General features: G+C 71.6%; 9 protein-coding genes and 1 pseudogene. 8 read left to right on the forward strand and 2 right to left on the reverse strand.

The window, feature by feature from the left end:
- Window positions 1–60: 60 nt before the first annotated feature.
- A complete protein-coding gene (locus tag G408_RS15650; protein WP_028769680.1) occupies window positions 61–4,164 on the reverse strand; it encodes a S8 family serine peptidase in 4,104 nt (1,367 codons plus the stop codon).
- Window positions 4,165–4,174: 10 nt separating this feature from the next.
- The gene (locus tag G408_RS15655) at window positions 4,175–7,882 is read right to left on the reverse strand and encodes a S8 family serine peptidase (RefSeq protein WP_028769681.1); all 3,708 of its coding nucleotides are present in this window, start codon (window positions 7,880–7,882) and stop codon (window positions 4,175–4,177) included.
- Window positions 7,883–8,010: 128 nt separating this feature from the next.
- On the opposite strand from G408_RS15655, the gene ccmA reads away from it, so the two are divergent.
- From ccmA to G408_RS0101715, 8 genes and pseudogenes are all read left to right on the forward strand, one after another.
- Window positions 8,011–8,655: a heme ABC exporter ATP-binding protein CcmA gene (gene ccmA, locus G408_RS0101680; protein ID WP_028769682.1), complete on the forward strand. Its 645-nt coding sequence runs from the start codon at window positions 8,011–8,013 to the stop codon at window positions 8,653–8,655.
- A complete protein-coding gene (gene ccmB, locus G408_RS0101685; protein ID WP_028769683.1) occupies window positions 8,652–9,359 on the forward strand; it encodes a heme exporter protein CcmB in 708 nt (235 codons plus the stop codon). The genes ccmA and ccmB overlap by 4 nt, the downstream gene beginning before the upstream one ends.
- Window positions 9,356–10,108, forward strand: a complete 753-nt coding sequence (gene ccmC / locus G408_RS0101690) for a heme ABC transporter permease CcmC (protein ID WP_028769684.1) — start codon at window positions 9,356–9,358, stop codon at window positions 10,106–10,108. Before ccmB ends, ccmC begins: the two co-directional genes overlap by 4 nt.
- Window positions 10,108–10,266: a heme exporter protein CcmD gene (ccmD, locus tag G408_RS14985; RefSeq protein WP_084628011.1), complete on the forward strand. Its 159-nt coding sequence runs from the start codon at window positions 10,108–10,110 to the stop codon at window positions 10,264–10,266. Before ccmC ends, ccmD begins: the two co-directional genes overlap by 1 nt.
- A pseudogene (locus tag G408_RS12595) lies at window positions 10,263–10,724 on the forward strand (cytochrome c maturation protein CcmE); the annotation flags it as partial. The gene ccmD and the pseudogene G408_RS12595, both read left to right, overlap by 4 nt.
- A gap of 99 nt (window positions 10,725–10,823) precedes the next feature.
- Window positions 10,824–12,764: a heme lyase CcmF/NrfE family subunit gene (locus G408_RS0101705; protein WP_028769685.1), complete on the forward strand. Its 1,941-nt coding sequence runs from the start codon at window positions 10,824–10,826 to the stop codon at window positions 12,762–12,764.
- A complete protein-coding gene (locus G408_RS0101710) occupies window positions 12,764–13,303 on the forward strand; it encodes a DsbE family thiol:disulfide interchange protein (RefSeq protein WP_028769686.1) in 540 nt (179 codons plus the stop codon). Before G408_RS0101705 ends, G408_RS0101710 begins: the two co-directional genes overlap by 1 nt.
- Window positions 13,300–13,740 (forward strand): cytochrome c-type biogenesis protein, encoded by a 441-nt coding sequence (locus G408_RS0101715; protein ID WP_028769687.1) that lies wholly within the window; start codon window positions 13,300–13,302, stop codon window positions 13,738–13,740. Before G408_RS0101710 ends, G408_RS0101715 begins: the two co-directional genes overlap by 4 nt.
- Window positions 13,741–13,744: the final 4 nt, after the last annotated feature.

Below are 13,744 nucleotides of genomic sequence, written 5' to 3' on the forward strand. Positions count from 1 at the left end.
CCGGAAACGAAGGGGCCGGCACGAGGCCGGCCGGCGATGATAAACGCAGCGCGCGCCGCCTCAGTCGATGGCGCAGCCCTGCAGGCCGCCGAGCGGGATCACGGCGTCGTCCACGTCCCAGCTGCCGGCCACTCCGGCGCCGAAGCTGCCCTGCAGGCGGATGCGGCGCAGCACTCCGCCCTCATAGGTGCGCACGAGGCTGCCGAAGGCCCGCTTCACGGGTTCGCCAAGGCGCGGGCAGAGCGGGCAGAAACCGTTGTACTGCAGGGCCGGCAGGGTCTCGACGGCGGCATTGCTGCCGCTGTCGATCTGTGCGGCGATGAACCGCGGCACGCCTCGGGCATCGTAGATGAAGGCCGCATAGAACTCGGCCACCGGGAAGAGCTGCACGCTGTAGCCGGTGCCGGCGCGCACCGGGTCGAACCAGTTGCCGCTGGCATCCGGCGTGCCGCCCGCCACCGTCGGACAGCCGCGGCCGAAGGGCAGGAAAGGCTCCGAGCCGGTCTGCCCATCGAGGGTATAGGTCCAGCGGAAGCGGTCACGCTGCACCGGGGTGAGCCTGCCCTCGCCGACGATGCTCAGGTGATTGCGTGTCCCGTCCCAGGCGCTGCGGTAGATCGGGGTGCGCCAGAGCCCATCCGCGCCGGGCTGCGGCCCCTGCAGGTAGTACCAGGTCGGCGTGCCGTCCTGCAGGTAGGTGAACCAGACCCCGGCGATCTCGCTGCCGGCCGGATAGAGGAACAGCCCGTGCCCGGAGCGACCGGTGTTGAAGTACCCGCCAGGGCGCACTTCCGGGGCCACGGCCTGGATCCTGGCCCGCACCTCCAGCGTCAGGGGCTGGCCGCTGGTGTTCACCGGGGTGAGATACCAGCGCCCCGGCGTGGGCTGGGAGATGCTGATGCGCTTGCTGCCCCCGGGACCGGTGGCGCTGCGCAGGGCCTCGCTGCGCGGCGGGGCCGGCAGGATGCCGGAATCGGTGTCCGGCAGGGCCGCCCAGGGGCGCAGGGCAAGGAACAGGTCATGGCTGGCCGCCGCCGAGGTTTCGACCACGAGCTCGCTGCTGCCAGACGGCACATCGATGAACAGCAGTTCGTGGCTGCCTCCCGGCGGCAGGGTGAAGGCCTGCGGCCGGTCGTTCGCCAGGGCCAGCGGCGCCATTGGGCCGGCCACGCGGGTGAAGGTGTAGGGCACCACGCCCATCGGCTGCTCGCCCGGGGCGGCATACACCAGCAGCGCCCCCCGGCGCACCTCCCCCGGCTGGGCATGAGGATCGATCCAGCCGACACGCAGGGCCGACGCCTCGTTCGGGGCTGCAGTGCCCGGCCCGGTGAGCACCAGCCGCGCCGGCGCATCCCCGGCGGCCGGCACCAGCGGCAGCACGCTGTGGGTGACGGTGAAACTGCCCGTGCCGCTGCGGTTCCACACCATCGCCCAGTAACTGCGCGCGCCCCCGGTGCCGGGATGCTCGACCTCGAGCACGCAGCGCGTGGCCGACTCGCACAGCTGGTTGCGCGACCCCGGGCTGCCGCCATTGCCCACCAGCAGCGAGGTCTGGGTGCCGCCCGGCACCTGCAGGTCGATCTCGATGCGATAGCGGGCCGGCTGCCCCAGCGAGGGCACGGTGATGAGATGCCAGCCGACACCGTTGCTGAGGTTGTCGTAGCGCTGGGTCGGGGTGGGATCGGGGCCGAGCGTATAGGGGGTGGTGGTCAGGCCCACCAGGGCCGTGCCGGCGAACCGGGCCCGCGGCAGGGGCAGGGAGAGCCCCGGCAGCAGCACGTCGAAATGGCCCTGGTCGCTCGCCAGCGAGCGGCTCTGCGGCCCGGGCAGGCCCGAGACCGGGGCGCGCAGGGCCACGGGCAGGCGGGTATCCGGGCGGCCATCGCCGCTGGTACGGCGCAGCACGATGGCGCCGTACACCCAGCGCCCGTAGAGGCCGGGATCGTCGATGCGGGCCGAGAACTGCAGGGTCTGCGAGGCGCCGGCGGCAAGGGCAAAGCCGCTGGTGGAGCTGCTGAGGCTCACCCCGGCCGGCAGTTCGAACTCCACGGCATAGCTGCCGCCGCCCGCGAGATCGGTGACCCGGCGGCTGAGCGGCGCGCAGGCCGGTTCGCAGTTGTCGAAGACCAGGGAGGGCAGGTTGAGGGCGGCGGGCGCCAGGCTGCCACCGGAGAACTGTCCCGCCGGCACCTCGAGGGCCAGCGCGGCGCGCACGGCACGGGAAAGATCGATCACCCCGCCCCCCTGCTCGTGGGGGTGGGCGGCAGCCCCGGAGGCATCACGCCGCACGGCCGGACGGGCGGTGGTGACGAGGGCGGAGATGATCTGGTCGGCACGCCAGGCCGGGTGGGCGGAACGCAGCAGGGCAGCGGCGCCGGCCACATGCGGCGAGGCCATCGAGGTGCCGGTCAGGGTGGCATCGCCGCTGCCCTGGTGGGCGGCCGAAAGGATGCTGGTGCCGGGAGCGGCGAGATCCGGCTTCAGCACCGCAGGCACGGCACTGGACGGTCCCCGGCCGCTGCTGCCGTTGAGCACGTCGGCGAAGACGGGCTGCACCTCGGCGCTGACCCCATCGATCGCGGCGCGGTGCCCGGCGCCGGAAGCCAGCCACTGCAGCACGGCCTGCCCGGCCTCGTAGCCGAGGTGCACGGTGGGGATGCTGTGCTCGTCGGCGACGGTGGATTCGCCCTCGGCCGCGGTATTGAGCAGCAGGGTGCCGCTGCCACCCGAGAGCCGGACGTTGTTGCTCTTCGCCACCCGGGCCTGGACCCCGCGGTCGCAGACCACGATCTCACCATTCCAGCGCCCCGGCCCCCAAGGGTTGCTCGCGCCGGTCACCGGCAGCGTGGTATCGCCGCTGCCCTGGCTGCACAGCGGATGCAGGGGGTCGCGGGCCAGCGGCGCCGGGCCGGTGCCGCCGGTGAGCCCCTCGCCTTCCAGCACGCCGCCTCCCGGCAGCGGCAGGCCGCCGCCCGAGAAGCGCACGCGATTGACGAAGCGGCGCCCATGCGTGGTGTTGGCTACCGAAAGCACCCAGGGCGCATCGCTCGGGCTGGTCACCGTGGCCACGTCCGGCCCGCGGTTGCCGGCGGCCACCGCCACCACGATGCCGGCATTGCGGGCATCGAGCATGGCCAGGGCATTGCTGTTGCCCCAGGGGTTCACGTTGCCGCCGCCGATCGAGTAGTTGATGACGTCGACGCCGTCGGCCACCGCCTGGTTCAGGGCCGCGAGCGTCCAGCTGCCCGCGCAGCTGTCCTTCTCGCAGGCCTTGTAGGAAATCAGGTTGGCGCGTGGCGCCACGCCGCGGATCTGGTAGTTCAGCGTGCCGCCGCCGGGGAAGCTGCGTACCCGGTCCACCGGATTGCCCACCGCCGTGCCGGCCACGTGCGAGCCATGGCCATCGAGGTCGAGGCCATTGTTGGCCTCCGCATCGCCGCTGCCGGTGGAAAAGTCCCAGATGCCGATCAGCTTGGCATTGCAGCCCGCCTGCCCGCTGGCGCACAGACCGAAGAACCGCCCCTTCGGATTGCTGTGCACATAGCCATCCGTGGGCGAGACCGCGGCGAAGGAAGGATGCGAGGGATTGATGCCGGTATCGATCACGCCCACCACCACCCCGGCGCCGCGCGCGGCGATGCCCGCCGCGCCCGACCACAGCTCCGGGGCCTTGATCCAGGCCGTGGCGACATCGTCCTGCGGGCGCTCGATGCGCTCGCGCTCGACCGCCACCACGCCGGGCACCCGGGCAAGCACGGCCGCTTCCGCCGCATCGAGTTCGAGCGCCACGCCATTCAGCACCACGTCGTAGACGAACACCGGCTGCAGGGCGCGGCCCAGGCGCCGCGAGGCCTCGGCGAGCCGCGACTCGCGGCGCTGCGCCAGCTCGGCGAGGTAGGCCACCGAGGCCGGCGCCTGCACGTCCAGCCGGGCCGCCCCGGTGGCGAGTGGCGAGGTGGCCGCCAGCGCCATGCCGCCACGCTTCGCCACCACGCCGCCGGCATAGGAGGCGAGCGCCGGCTCCTCGAAGCGGACGATCCAGCGCTCGCCCGCCGTCACCCCGCCAGCCTCCGCCGGTTCCTCAGCCCCGGCGACGGTCGCCGCGCCGCCCCCCAGGGCCAGCGCAAGACCGGTGGCAAGGAGGTGGCGGCGTGGCAGGCGCATGGCGTTCTCCTTACGGGCAACCCCGCAGGCTGGAGGGGGATGCGTTGGGATCGAGCAACCGCACCGACTCGTTTGCACTCCAGCTACCGGGGACACCGTTCACGTAGGTGCCGTTGAGGGTGATGTTGGTGAAGGTGCCATTTGCGAAGCTGCGCGAGAGCGTGCCGATCGGCGTACGGCTGGGATTGCCGCTGCGCGGGCAGAGCGGGCAGAACCCGGTGAGCTGCTCGAGCGCGCCGCTCGCCGTGGCGCCGCCGAAGCTGTTGCGCTCCATCAGCAGGAAGCGCGGACGGCCGAGCCCGTCATACACGAAGGAGGCGATGAACTCGTAGTTCGGGTACATGAGCACGCTGTACCCGCTGCCCGAACGCGCCGGGTTGAACCAGTGCGAGCTCACGTTCAGCGGTGCGCCAGCGAAGCTGGGGCAGCCGCCGCCCATGCTGCGGAAGGCCTCGGAGCCGGTCTGGCCATCGAGGTTGTAGGTGAAGGTGAACTCGTCGGTGGCGGTCGGGGTGACGATCAGGGTGCCCACCTCCACCAGCACGTTCGCCGAGCCATTCCAGGCGCTGCGGTAGAGCACGCCCGGCCAGATGCCATTGGCTCCCGGGGCATCGGCCTGGATGTAGTACCAGGTGGGCGAGCCATCCTCCTCGTAGGCGTACCAGACGCCGGCCAGCACCGGCGGCGCCGGGAACAGGAACAGGCCGTGGCCGGAGCGTCCTGGATTGAAATAGCCGCCGGGACGGATGCTGGGCGCCGTGCCGCTGACACTGGCCCGCACCACCACCTCGGCCGGACTGCCGGTGGTGTTCACCGGGGTGATGTACCAGCGGCCCGGGGCCGGGTTGTTCACCGTGATCGTCTCGTTGCCGCCGGGCGTGGTGGCGCTGGCATTGGCACTGCCACGGGCCGGGGCGGCGGCGATGCTGGGCAGCTCCTCGCTGGGCACCGGGGCCGGCGTGCGCGCGAGGTAGAGATCGACATTGGCGGCGCTGCTGGTGGTGGCGACGAGCTGGGTGGCGCCGGCCGGCACGTCGATGAACAGGTATTCGTGCGCGGCATTGGCCGGCAGCACCACGTTGCGGTCGACCCCGGCCGAGAGCGCGAAGGGCGCCGGCGTGGACGAAGTGCGGTTGAGCTTGAAGGGCACGCGGATCGCGTTCTGGCCCGGCCCCCGGTCGACCAGCAGGAAGCCATAGCGCGACTGCCCTGGCAGGAAGCCGGGATCGTCGTAGACGAGGCGGGCCTTGAAGGCGGTGTTCGAAGGCACGTTGCCGGGGCCGGTGGCCTTCTGACGCGCCGAGGGGCGGCTGTCGATGGCCACCAGTTCCAGCCGTACCGGGTCGCTCGCTCCAGCGGCGCTGGCCTGGTAGTTCTGGGCCAGCGCCCAGACCCGCACCGGCACGTTGTTGCCGAAGTGGGTGAAGGTGAGCGTGCAGGACTCGACCGCCCCCGGGCTGATGCTCTCGCACTGTTCCTCGGCTTCATCCGGCTGGCCATTGCCATTGGCGTCGATGCCCATGAAGAGGTCGAGGTCCTGGGCCCCCGGCGTTGCCGCAGGGCGCAGGAACCCCTGCACGGTCACGGTCCGGGTCTGGCCGTCATTGAAGTTGACCGTGCGGGTGAGGAAGGTGACCCCGTCGGAGAGGTTGTCGTAAGGGCTTGTACGGTTGCTGTCCTGGGCCAGCGCCTGCTCGCGCACCTCCGGTGCCGCGAGCTCGGTCGAGCCGAAACGGGCGTTGGGCAGGGAGATGATTCCACCGAGTTCGAAGTCGACATAGCCGCGCTCGCCGCTGACGTTCCGCTCCTGCAGCGGCGGTACGGTACCCGAGGACAGGTAGATCGCCACCGGCAGGCGCAGGTCGGGCGTGCCGCCGCCCGAGCGGCGAAGCGTCACCGAGCCGTACTTCCACTCGTTCAGGGTGGCATTGCTGGCGGCGGCGAACCGGAAGCCGATGTTCGCGCCCGCTCCGCCGGCCGGCACCACGAGGCTGGATGGCGTGCCGGTGGTCACCACGTCCGCGGGCATGTTGACGATGACCTGGTAAGTCCCGCCGCTGGTGCCCGGCATGGCGGAGAAGCTGCGGGTGAGCGTGCAGGAATCGACGCAGTTCTCCGCCGCCAGCGAGGGCAGGTTCAGGGCCGAGGCATTGCCGGCATTGGCGTTGCGGAAGGCATCCGCGGCATGACGCAGCGCCAGGGAGGCATTCACCGCCAGGGACAGGTCGAGGGTGCCGGCGCCCCGCTGATGGGGATTGGACGGCGTGAAGTTGGCATCGACCACGGTGTCCGGGCGGGCCGTGAGCATCAGGGCCGAAATGATCTGGTCGGCATTCCAGCCGGGCCGGGCAGCCTTGAGCAGGGCCGCGGCACCGGCCACGTGCGGCGAGGCCATGGAGGTGCCGCTCATCTGGCGGACGCCGTTGTCGGTGTTGCTGGCGGCCCGGATCTGGACACCCGGGGCAGCCACGTCGGGCTTGATCACGTTCCTGGGCACGACAGGACCCCGACCGCTGCTGCTGGCGAGCACATCCCCCTGCCCGCTGCGGTTGTGGGTGACCGAGGCCACCCCCAGCACCCAGGGCGAGTTCGCCGGCGAACCCAGCGTGCCCGGATTGGGGCCCTCGTTGCCGGCCGCGGCCGCCACGACGATGCCGGCCTCGCGGGCGGCGAGAAAGGCTTCGGTATCCGAGTTGATCGCCCCCCCCACCGTCAGCCAGGGGTCGTAGGCGCTGCCGCCGATCGAGTAGTTGATGACATCCACCCCGTCCGCGATCGCCTGGTTGATCGAGGCGACCAGGCGGGCCCCGGAGCCGCAGGACCGGTTGTCGGGGGTGGAGCCGCAGCCGCGGTAGGAAATCAGGTTGGCGCGCGGCGCCACGCCGCTGATGGTGACCGGCTGGCCGCTGAAGGTGGAATTCACCGGGTTGCCGACGGCGGTGCTGGCGACATGGGTTCCGTGGCCATCGGGGTCGGCGCCGCTGGCGCCGGTACCGTTGGAGCCGCCGGCAACGAAATCGTACAGGCCGATCAGCTTGGTATTGCAGCTGGCGGGGTTGGCAACGCACCAGCCAAAGAAACGGCCCTTCGGATTGGAATGCGTGAAGCTGCCCGAGACGGCGGCAAAGGAGGGATGGGTGGCATTCACCCCGGAGTCGATCACACCGACCACGATGCTCTCGCCCCGGCTGGTGACGCCGGCCGCCCCCGACCAGAGATCGGGCGCCTTGATCCAGGCCGGGCCGCGGTCGGTGAGGGCGAAGCGTTCGAAATCCGGCGTGACGGCACGCACGCCAGGCAGGCCGGCGAGACGCTGCGCCTCCCCGGCGGTGAGTTCGAGGGCGACGCCATTCAGGGCATGCTCGTAGACGAACAGCGGCTCGAGCGGGCGGCCCAGCAGGGAGGAAGCCGCAGCGAGGCGCTGCTCGCGCAGGTCGCCAAGATAGTCGAGATAGGCCTGCGCCTCGGGGCGGGCCGGATCGTACTTGGGCTGGCCGGTGACCGCGATCGACACCGGAGCCAGCGCCGGGCGCTTTCCGTCCTTGGCCTGGAAGCCGCGGAACTGCGGCGCCGCCGGCTCGACGAAGCTCACGAGGTAGGTCGAACGCGAGTCCGCCCTGGCCATGGCCTCGGCCGGGAGACCGGGCCCCCGGGCATCGACGGAGACGGCAGGCGGGAGCGCCAGCGCGATGGCGGCGGCGAGGGCGAGGTAGCGCATGGGGGAAAATCCGAGGGGGGGAGGAAACCAGACCGAGTGTATCCGCGCGGAAGCGGAAATCCATCCTGCCGCAGGGGCATGAGACCCGCATGGACTTCCACCGCCCCCGGCCGATAGCATCGCGCCGCATGACACGCGCCGCGGCGCCCCTGCTCGTCGCCCGGGGCCTCACCTACCACCGCAACCAGGACCGGATCTTCGGCCCCCTCGACATCGAGGTCTTCGCCGGCGAGGCCCTGCTGGTGCGCGGCGGCAATGGGGCCGGCAAGACCACCCTGCTGCGGGTGCTCGCCGGGCTGCTGGAGGCCACGGCGGGCAGCGCGGCCCTCGACGGCCGGCCGGTGGATGGCCGCCACCTGGCCCGCCACTGCGGCTTCCTTGCCCACCGCCCGGGACACAAGGCCGAGCTTCCGGCCCTCGAGAACCTGCGCTATGCCGCCCTGCTGCAGGGCCGGGCAGTCCCTCTGCAGGCGCTGGAGGCCGCCCTGGCGCGGGTCGGACTCGCCGGCTACGAGGACACCCCGCCCGGCCGGATGAGCGCCGGGCAGAACAAGCGCCTCGCCCTGGCCCGGCTCTCGCTGCATCCCGGGCGGCTCTGGCTGATGGACGAGCCCTATGCCAACCTCGACCTCGAGGGCATCGCCCTCGTCGACCGTCTGGTCGAGGCCCATACCGCAGCCGGGGGCGCGGCCTTCATCACCACCCACGGCGCCTACGCCGCCCCGCCCGGCCGGGTACGGACCCTGGACATGGACACGGGGCGGACCGGATGAACGGTGCCGATGCCCCCCTCCAGGCCCAGCCCGGCCCCGCCGCGGTGGCTGCCGCCCAGCTGCGACGCGATCTCAGGCTCGTCTGGGCGCGCCGCGGCGATGCCCTGCAGCCCCTGCTCTTCGCCCTGATGGTGGCCAGCCTGTTCCCGCTCGCCCTCGGCTCGGAGCCGGGGAAACTCACCCCGCTGGCCGCCGGCATCGTCTGGGTCTGCGTGCTGCTGGCCGGCGTGCTGGGGCTCGACGCCCTGTACCGGGGCGATGCCGAGGACGGCACGCTGGAGCAGATGCTGCTCTCCCCGGCGCCGCTCGCCCTGCTGCTGGCGGTGCGCATCCTCGTGCACTGGCTGACCACCGCCCTGCCCCTGATCCTGCTCTCGCCCCTGTTGGCCGAGATGCTGCAACTCGGCCCGGGCCTGCTGCCGGTGCTGCTCGGCTCGCTGCTGCTCGGCACCCCGCTGCTCAGCCTGGTCGGCGCCGTCGTCGCGGGGCTCACGGTGGGCCTGAGGCGCTCTGGTATCCTGCTGCCCCTGCTCGTCCTGCCGCTCTACGTGCCGGTGCTGGTCTTCGGCGCGGGCAGCGTGGCGGCCGCCGCCCAAGGCTTCGACCCGGCCGGCGCCCTGCTGCTGCTGGCCGGCGGCCTCGTGCTCGCCCTGGTGCTGGCGCCGCTCGCGGCGGCGGCGGCCCTCCGGATCACCCACGCATGAACGCCCTGCTGCTCTGGTTCCACCGCACCGGCTCGCCGCCGAACTTCGACCGCTTCGCCGCCCGCTGGGTGCCATGGTGCTTCGGCATCGCCCTCGCGCTGCTGCTGCCGGCGGTCTACGGCGGCCTGTTCGTGGTGCCCACCGACTACAAGCAGGGCGATGCCTTCCGCATCCTCTACGTGCACGTGCCGGCGGCCTGGGCGGCGATGTCGATCTTCATCGCCATGGCGGTGCAGGCCTTCATCGCCCTCGTCTGGCGGATCAAGCTCTGCGAGGTACTGGCGGTCTCCAGCGCGCCGGTGGGCGCGATCTTCGCCGCCATCACCCTCGTCACCGGCGCGATCTGGGGCCGCCCCACCTGGGGCACCTGGTGGGAGTGGGACCCCAGGCTCACCTCGATGCTGGTGATGTTCTTCCTCTACCTTGGCGTCATCGCGCTGCACGGTGCCATCGAGGACCGCCGCGCCGCCGCCCGCGCCGCCTGCTTCCTCGCCCTCATCGGCCTCGTGAACGTGCCGATCGTGCATTTCTCGGTGGACTGGTGGAACAGCCTGCACCAGGGCCGCACGATCAGCATCGTGCGCGGGGAGTCGCAGATGCATCCCTCGATGCTCTGGCCGCTGGTGCTCGGGGTGCTGGCCACCAAGGCCTGGTACGTGGGCTCGCTGCTGCAGCGCGCCCGGGCCATGAACCTCGAGCACGAGAACGCCCAGCCCTGGGCCCGGGCCCTGGCCGCGGAGGTCCGCTGATGGAACACCTGCACGGCTGGTTCGTGGCCGCCGCCTACGCCTTCTTCGCCGTGATGCTGGCCGTCGATGCCCTGCTGCCGCGGTACCGGTTCACTGCGCTGCTGCGCGCCATCCGCCGGCGCGAGCAGCGTTCCAAAGCCTCTCCCGACACGCCATGAATCCCGTCCGCCTCCGCCGCCTCTGGACCGTCCTCCTCGTGCTGCTGGCCGGTGCCGCCGGCACCGCCCTGATCGTCTGGGCCCTGCAGCGCAACATCACTTTCCTGCATTCGCCCACCGAGGTGCTGGCCGGGAAGGTGCCCGAGGAGGCACGGTTCCGCCTGGGCGGCATCCTGCTCGAGGGCAGCGTGCAGCGCGAGACCGGCTCGCTGCGCGTCGGCTTCAAGGTCACCGACCGCTTCAATGATTTCCCGGTGGTCTACGACGGCATCCTGCCGGACATGTTCCGCGAGGGCACCAGCGTGATCGCCACCGGTCGCATCCGCGACGGCGTGCTGGTGGCCGACGAGGTGCTGGCCAAGCACGACGAGCAGTACATGCCGAAGGAAGTGGCCGATGCCATCGCCGCGGCCAAGGCCAAGGAAGCAGCCGCCGCCGCGTCGGCACCGGCCGCCGAGGGCGAGGTCGATGCCGACATGGCCACGCCCGCCGACTCCAGCCCCGCACCGGACAGCGCCAACACCGGCGCTGCGCGACCCGAATCGGGCGCCTGACCGATGCTGCCCGAACTCGGCAACCTCGCCCTGCTGCTCTCCCTCCTGCTCGCCACCGCGCTGGCGGTGCTGCCCCTGCTGGGCGCACACCGGGGCATCGAGCCCTGGATGCGGATCGCCCGGCCGCTGGCCTACGGGCAGCTCCTGCTGATCGGCATCAGCTATGCCCTGCTCACCTGGGCCTTCATCGACCATGACCTGTCGGTGGCCTACGTCGCTCGTAATTCGCACATCGACCTGCCGACGATGTACCAGATCAGCGGCGTGTGGGGCGGGCACGAGGGCTCCCTGCTGCTCTGGGTGCTGATCCTCGCTGTCTGGATCGCGGCAGTGGCGCGCTTCTCGCGCTCCCTGCCGCTGCCGGTGGTCTCCCGCGTGCTGGCGGTGATGGGCCTCGTGAGCGTGGGCTTCCTCAGCTTCACCGCCTTCACCTCCAATCCCTTCGAGCGCCTGCTGCCGGCCGCCAGCACCGGGCAGGACCTGAACCCCCTGCTGCAGGACCCCGGGCTGATATTCCACCCGCCCCTGCTCTACACCGGCTACGTCGGCTTCGCCGTGGCCTTCGCCTTCGCGGTGGCCGCCCTGCTCGACGGCCGCGTGGACGCGCAGTGGGTGCGTTGGTCGCGGCCTTGGACCAATGTCGCCTGGGGGTTCCTCACCCTCGGCATCGGCCTCGGCAGCTACTGGGCCTACTACGAGCTCGGCTGGGGCGGTTGGTGGTTCTGGGACCCGGTGGAGAACGCCAGCTTCATGCCCTGGCTGGTCGGCGCCGCCCTGCTGCACTCGCAGGCCACCGCCGAGAAGCGCGGCAGCTTCCATGGCTGGACCTTGCTGCTCGCCATCGCCGCCTTCTCGCTCTCCCTGCTCGGCACCTTCCTGGTGCGCTCCGGCGTGCTCACCTCGGTGCATGCCTTCGCCAGCGATCCCGAGCGCGGCCTGTACATCCTCGGCTTCCTCGTGGCCGTGGTCGGCGGCTCGCTGGCGCTCTACGCCACCCGCGCGCCGCGCAACCTGCAGGCCCAGCCCTTCGCCGGCAGCTCGCGCGAGACCCTGATCCTCGCCAACAACCTGCTGCTCACCGCCGCCACCGCCATGGTGCTGCTCGGCACCCTGTTCCCGCTGCTGGTCGATGCGCTGAAGCTGGGGCAGATCTCGGTGGGCCCGCCCTACTTCGGCCTGATGTTCACCCTGCTGATGGCGCCGCTGGTGCTGCTGCTGCCCTTCGGCCCGCTGGCCCGCTGGGGCCGCGAGGACGCCGGGGCCTTGGGGCGGCTGATGGCGCCCTGGTTCGCGCTGGCCTTCATCGCCCTCGTGCTGGTGGCGCTGACCTGGCCGGCCGGCACCTTCAAGACCGCGGCCGGCATCGGCGGCGGGCTGTGGGTGCTGGCCGGTACCGGGGTGTTCCTGTGGCGGCGCCTCACGCTGCAGCGCCAACGTCTCACCGCCGAGATGGTGGGCATGCTGCTGGCGCATGCCGGCATCGGGGTGTTCGTGATCGGCGTGCTGGTGCTGGAGAGCACCATGGTGGAGCGCGACGTGGCCGCCCGCCCGGGCATGCGCTTCGAGGTGCGCGAGTACACCTTCGCCTTCGAGGGCGTGGCGGCCGAGCGCGGCCCCAACTACGACGCCGACGTGGCCACCGTGCGCCTGTTCCGCGAGGGCCGCGAGGTGGCGGTGCTGAAGCCCGAGAAGCGCTTCTACAATGCCGCCCGGCAGGTGATGACCGAGGCCAGCTACGATGCCGGACTGTTCCGCGATGTCTACGTCGCCCTCGGCGACCCCCTCGATGCAGAGAAAGGGGAATGGGCCTTGCGGCTCTACGTGAAGCCTTTCATCCGCTGGATCTGGTTCGGCGCCCTGATGATGGCCATCGGCGCCTTCGTGGTGGCCTTCGACCGCCGCTTCCGCAAACCGGTGAAGGACGGGGCGGAGGCCCTGCGCTGATGGGCCGCTGGCTGCCCCTGCTGCTGTTCGCTGCGCTCGCCGCGCTGCTCGGCGTGGGCGTGGTGATGAATGCCGGCAAGACCCAGACCGAGATCCAGTCGCCGCTGATCGGCCGGCCGGCACCCGATTTCGCCCTGCCGGACTTCCGTGACCCCGATACCACCGTCACCCGCGCCGACCTGCTCGGCAGGCCCTACCTGCTCAACATCTGGGCGAGCTGGTGCGCGAGCTGCCGCATCGAACACCCGGTGATCGCCGAGCTGGCGCGCAGCGGCCGGATCATGGTGGTGGGCTACAACTACAAGGACGACCCCGCCGATGCCGCACGCTGGCTGGCGCAGTTCGGCGACCCCTTCCACCGCATCATCGCCGACGTGGAGGGCCGGGCCGCCATCGACTGGGGCATCTACGGCGCTCCGGAGACCTTCCTCGTCGATGCCACGGGCACCGTGCGCTGGAAGCATGTGGGTCCGGTCACGCCCGAGGTGGTGCAGCGCGAGCTACTGCCGCGGCTTTCGGCGCTGGAGACCGGCCCATGACCCGCCGCATCTGGCAGACCCTGCTCGCTGCCCTGCTACTGGCCTTCGCCGCCGGCGCCGTCGCCCTGCATCCGAAGGACTTCCGCGATGCCGAGGAGGAGGCGCGCTACCGCGCCATCGCCCGCGAGCTGCGCTGCGTGATGTGCCAGAACCAGTCGCTCTCCGATTCGCCGGCCGGCGTGGCCGACGACATGCGGCAGCAGGTGCTGGTGCTGATCCGCGAGGGCAAGTCGGATGCCGAGATCAAGGCCTGGTTCCAGGCCCGCTACGGCGATTTCATCCTCTACCGCCCGCAGGTGAAGCCGGTGACCTGGGCCCTGTGGTTCGGCCCCGTCCTCCTGCTCCTGGCCGGAGCGGGTGTACTGGTGGCCATCGTGCGCCGGCAGCGCGCCACCGCGCCCGCCCAGCCGCCCCCGGACGATTCCCAGGAATGGTGACCCG

Source organism: Silanimonas lenta DSM 16282, from assembly GCF_000429065.1.
Classification (GTDB): Bacteria; Pseudomonadota; Gammaproteobacteria; order Xanthomonadales; family Xanthomonadaceae; genus Silanimonas; species Silanimonas lenta.

Bases quoted from the DNA above. Each gene is read 5' to 3' on its own strand.
- ccmB (WP_028769683.1), top strand. From the start codon at position 8,652: ATGAACGGTGCCGATGCCCCCCTCCAGGCCCAGCCCGGCCCCGCCGCG.
- ccmD (WP_084628011.1), top strand. From the start codon at position 10,108: ATGGAACACCTGCACGGCTGGTTCGTGGCCGCCGCCTACGCCTTCTTC.
- ccmC (WP_028769684.1), top strand. From the start codon at position 9,356: ATGAACGCCCTGCTGCTCTGGTTCCACCGCACCGGCTCGCCGCCGAAC.
- G408_RS15650 (WP_028769680.1), bottom strand. From the start codon at position 4,164: ATGCGCCTGCCACGCCGCCACCTCCTTGCCACCGGTCTTGCGCTGGCC.
- G408_RS0101715 (WP_028769687.1), top strand. From the start codon at position 13,300: ATGACCCGCCGCATCTGGCAGACCCTGCTCGCTGCCCTGCTACTGGCC.
- G408_RS0101705 (WP_028769685.1), top strand. From the start codon at position 10,824: ATGCTGCCCGAACTCGGCAACCTCGCCCTGCTGCTCTCCCTCCTGCTC.
- ccmA (WP_028769682.1), top strand. From the start codon at position 8,011: ATGACACGCGCCGCGGCGCCCCTGCTCGTCGCCCGGGGCCTCACCTAC.
- G408_RS15655 (WP_028769681.1), bottom strand. From the start codon at position 7,882: ATGCGCTACCTCGCCCTCGCCGCCGCCATCGCGCTGGCGCTCCCGCCT.
- G408_RS0101710 (WP_028769686.1), top strand. From the start codon at position 12,764: ATGGGCCGCTGGCTGCCCCTGCTGCTGTTCGCTGCGCTCGCCGCGCTG.